General features: G+C 63.8%; 4 protein-coding genes. 3 read left to right on the plus strand and 1 reads right to left on the minus strand.

The features are described from left to right. Window positions 1-2,350 (minus strand): VanZ family protein (locus CAPSK01_RS04610; RefSeq protein WP_273703092.1); only part of this gene is annotated, 2,350 nt, incomplete at its 3' end. 145 nt (window positions 2,351-2,495) lie between these two features. Between CAPSK01_RS04610 and CAPSK01_RS04615 the strand changes: the two genes are divergently transcribed. Genes CAPSK01_RS04615 through CAPSK01_RS04625 form a run of 3 tightly spaced genes read left to right on the plus strand, consistent with a single transcriptional unit; the run spans window position 2,496 to window position 4,292 of the window. Continuing rightward, window positions 2,496-2,735 carry a phosphopantetheine-binding protein gene (locus tag CAPSK01_RS04615; protein ID WP_034923153.1) on the plus strand — a complete coding sequence of 80 codons (240 nt, stop codon included), beginning with the start codon at window positions 2,496-2,498 and terminating at the stop codon, window positions 2,733-2,735. A gap of 3 nt (window positions 2,736-2,738) precedes the next feature. After that, window positions 2,739-3,989: a beta-ketoacyl-[acyl-carrier-protein] synthase family protein gene (locus tag CAPSK01_RS04620; protein WP_034923155.1), complete on the plus strand. Its 1,251-nt coding sequence runs from the start codon at window positions 2,739-2,741 to the stop codon at window positions 3,987-3,989. Window positions 3,990-4,007: 18 nt separating this feature from the next. Continuing rightward, window positions 4,008-4,292 carry a phosphopantetheine-binding protein gene (locus tag CAPSK01_RS04625; RefSeq protein ID WP_034923157.1) on the plus strand — a complete coding sequence of 95 codons (285 nt, stop codon included), beginning with the start codon at window positions 4,008-4,010 and terminating at the stop codon, window positions 4,290-4,292. Window positions 4,293-4,459 lie beyond the last annotated feature (167 nt).

The following is a 4,459-nucleotide window of genomic DNA, read 5'->3' on the forward strand; positions in this document are numbered from 1 at the left end:
AGACCCTGGATCGCCGGGAGTCAGGAGCAAACGCCGGTTCGCCCGGCATGGGGGTCGGCGCAGGGCCCCTGGCCGTGTTGCGCGCGGCGTTCAGCCAGCGCCATGGCAGGATCAACAGGCAGGCGATGATCAGGGCCAAAGCGAAGCCGGCATACCCTGCCCGTGAAAAGGTCACCATGATGGCATAGCTGGCGCCGAGCAGCAGCAATCCGCTGGCCAGCCGTGCGGCGAGCGGACGGGCCTGCACCATGGGCAGCAAGGCAAAAGGCAGCGCAGCCGTCAGATACGTTTCGATATCGGCACCCCCGGTATGCATCTGGGAAAAGGGTCCGGTGACCCGGTAGGTGTCGGTGAAATTGAAAAGTCCGGGAAAGAGCATGCGCTCCCAGATCACCACTGCGATTGTCCCGGCGAGTCCCACCCCCATGCCGGCTGCAAAAACCGGGCGAACATCATGACCCGCAGCGGTGAAGCGGTGCATCAGGGCGAACAGCAGCAGTGCCCACAACGCCCCTCTGGCAATGCGCAGGGCATTGAATGGGCTGTAGTAGCTGGAGAAGCTGTTGATATCGGGCAGCGCCATCGGAAGCACGGCGTACAGCGTGCTGACGGTAAAGGTCAAAGCCAGCAGGCAGGCCACCGCCAGACCCGGCACATCGCGGCAGGAACCCTTGGGCGCCGGCCGAATGCGGGCATAACCGACCGCCAGGCTGACGATGACCAGAAAATCGAATTCATCCAGGTAATAACGCCCGCTCCAGGGGGCCAGATCGAGCAGCGGGATGGCGGCCGGAATCGCTGCCCAGAGCAAGCCAGGCTGGAACCAGAGCAGTGCTGCATAGCACAGGAGCAGCAGCGCGAGAAGTCCGGGATAGAAAGGGAAATCGATGACGATCCAGGCCGCCACCGCCAGGATCGTGGTCAGGGCCAGGCAGGTGCGCCTCGAATCGCGGCCGGCACTGTCCGCCGACGCCCGCTTGCCAGGCCGGGCCACGACCGTGAGGCCGGCCTGCCGGGTTCCCGCCGAGGCCTGCTCCAGACCTTGCAGAAGCTTGGTCACCGACCAGGCCGCAATGGCACCGATCAGGAGATTGGTCGGGTCCGGATGGTGGGCAAGAAAGAGTTTGCTCGACTCGATGCCGGTCGCAGCCAGGGTGGCGACCCACAGTGCCATGGCCGGCGACCACCAGCGCAGCCAGGCCAGCACCCCGATCGGGGCGTACATCAAGGCCACCGATACCAGACTGATCAGGGCCGCGTGCTCGGTGGTGTAGTAATGATAATAGAATGGCAGGAAGCGGGCCTCGGCCAGCGTACGGCTGGCGACCGCCGCGCCGTGCCAGGCATGATCGAACCAACCGTTTACCGCCACCAGCGCGAGCAGGTAAAGCAGGCCGAGTGGCAAGGCCAGCTTCCTGCTCCTGGGCTGGAGATGGAGATCATGGAGGGAAATCCGGTCCTGCCAGAGACGAGCGCCGCCATACATGCCGATGGCGCGGGTCAGCAGCGAGGCGCCCTGGCTGGAGCCCGAAAAAATGAAGAACTGCGCCGTTTCGATGGCCAGCCCCAGGACGATGCCATAGAGCACGGCATGACGGGTTGCAGAACGCTCTCTGGCGAGGTTCCAGCGGCCGAGCATGAGGCCCAGGGGAAGGACGGCAAGCATCTCGGCCGTTAACTTGGCCATCAGAATGACCGGGCCGCGGCCTGTGCCCTGTTCGGCAAACAACCAACCCCAGGCATCGGACTGCACCTTGGCCGCCAGTTCGGCTTTCGACAGCAGGAAATCGAAGGGGAACAGGCTGAACAACAGGTAGGCCACCGCGTAGGCCTGTAGCGCGCGGCTGGCTAGCTGGCCCAGGTTCCCGGTCAGGGCAGCAAGCACTTTGCGAAACCACGCCGACCAATGGAAGGCCAGCGCGATCCCCACGACACTGCCGATGGCCTCGGCGATCACGTCGTTGCGTGACACCGTTCGCGGGGGAAAGAACAACTGGGCAAATTCCACCGCCAGCGCCAGTGCAAAGCAGAACAGCGCCGTGCCGACGATCAGGGGGAAGCGCGCCCGCAGACCCTTGTTCCAGCCAAACAGGGCCACGCTAAGAAAGCCTACGGGAACATAGAGCACGCCATTGGCGATCCAGTCGGCCCGGCTCTCGACGCCGAGTTGCAACATGCGTAACTGCTTGAAGGTCGCCCAGGCCTGATCAAACGGCAGCAGACGGAAATCCAGTGGCACCAGGCTGCCATAGACGACGAAGGCGACATACGCGAGCCAGAGCAGGACGCGCTGGGTCAGCGCCACGTCAGGGCCGGCGACTGGACGATCAGCAGATTCAACGCGGGACATGGGGAGGACTCTATCACAAGATCTGGCGACTTCCTGAACCGCCCTTGCCCACCGACTGCCTCAGAGGGAACCCGGCTGGCGTTGAACAGATTTACCGTGGCAAAGCGTTGGCGGGAGGGCGACAATCGGATAGAATCGGACAATTATGGACTCCCTTTCAGTGATACGCGAATTCCTGCAAGAACGACTCGGTGTCGAAGCGGAGAAGATCACTCCGGATGCGCTTCTGGACGACCTGGGGGTCGATTCGTTCATGGTTCTCGAACTGATGTTCGAATTCGAGGAACGCTTCGGCATCACCCTGGCAAGAGATCTGAAGACTCCGCGAACCGTCAGCGAAATGGCAGGCCTGATGGATCGGCTGCGCGGCGAACATCAGTCTTGAGTCATGAGCCGGCGTCGCGTTGCCATCACAGGGTTGGGCCTGGTCAGCCCGTTTGGCGATAGTCTTGCGGACTTCTTCCAGCGCATTCTGAGCGGCGAATCGGCGGTTCGCCTCCTCCGTCTCGACGAGGTGCCGCGAGCATTGGCCATCCCTTTCGTCACCTGCCCCGGTTTTCAGGCCAGCGCGATACTTGGCAAGGCACTGGCGGGGACGATGGACCGCTTCGCCCAGTTGGGGATGGCTGCCGCTTTCGCGGCCTGGGACGACGCCGGCCTCGACCGGCGGCAAAACGCCGAAAGCCGCGAGCGCTGGGGCGTCTCCTGGGGAACGGCTCTGGGCGGCACACTGGCCTACGAAAAGGGGTACAAGGAACTGTGGCAAAAGGGCCGCGAACGGATTTCGCCGCTCTCCGTCATTCTCGGCATGAATAACGCGGCCAATGCCCACATTTCGATCCAGCTTGGCCTGGGCGGCGTCAGCATGAGCCATACCGTCGCCTGTGCGTCTTCGAGCATCGCCATCGGCGAGGCTTTCCGACGGGTGCGCAGTGGTGAGGCGCCGATCATGCTCACCGGGGGTTCGGACGTGCCGCAGGCCTACGGCGTGGCGCGTGCCTGGGATGCCTTGCGCGTACTGGCCAGCGGTGACGAAAAGACGGCCCCCATCGCCTGCCGGCCTTTCAGTGAAGACCGGGACGGGCTCGTGCTCGGCGAGGGCGGTGCTGCGCTGGTGCTCGAGGACTGGGAGCATGCGCACAGGCGCGGGGCACGCATTCACGGTGAGCTCATCGGTTATGGCACCACTTGCGACCATGCGCATCTGGTCCATCCGAAGGCCGACGGCCAGATCCGTGCGCTGCGCGCGGCGCTCGCCGATGCCGCCTTGAACCCGCAGGAAGTCGACTACATCAATGCGCACGGAACGGCAACCATCGAAGGCGACCCGGTGGAAATCGAAGCGATCCGCACGGTCTTTGGCGACGGCGGGACGAGACCCGCGGTGAGCGGCACGAAGTCGATGCACGGTCATCTGCTCGGCGCCGCAGGAGCCATCGAGGCCATCGTCACCATTCTCTCCCTGCGCGAGCAGGCCATTCCACCCACGGCTCACCTCGATACGATCGATCCGGCATGTGCTGGCGTCGACCATGTCAGCGTCACCCGACGTGATCAGCCACTCAGTACGGCGCTTTCGAATTCCTTCGCATTCGGCGGCAGCAACGCGGTGCTCGCCTTTCGCGCCGCCACGCAATAACTCCACGGGAAAAACGTGATGTCCCAAGAAACCAGCCCCCTCACAGCCGAAGCCCTCCTGGCGGAAGTCGCCGACCTGATCGTCTCGGCGCTCAATCTGGACCTCGATCCGGGGAACATCGAACCGGATGCGCCGCTGTTCGGAGAAGGACTCGGGCTGGATTCGATTGATGTCCTTGAGGTCGCGCTGGTCGTCTCGAAGCGCTATGGTTTTCAGTTGCGTTCGGATAACGACGACAACGTGCGCATCTTCTCGTCCTTGCGCACGCTGGCAGCGCACATTGCCAGCCAACGAACGAAATGACCGTGATCACCCCGGCCAACCTCCTGCGCGTGAGCGGCCTGACCGGGCTGTTGATCGCCTGGACATGGCTCGCGCACGAAACTAGCGCCGGCGAAGGTGCTTCCGATCTGGCCATTGCCGTGGCCAGCGCGCCGATCGTGGCCGTTGTCGTCCTCCTGCTGTGGCGG

Source organism: Candidatus Accumulibacter vicinus (assembly GCF_000584955.1).
Lineage (GTDB): Bacteria > Pseudomonadota > Gammaproteobacteria > Burkholderiales > Rhodocyclaceae > Accumulibacter > Accumulibacter vicinus.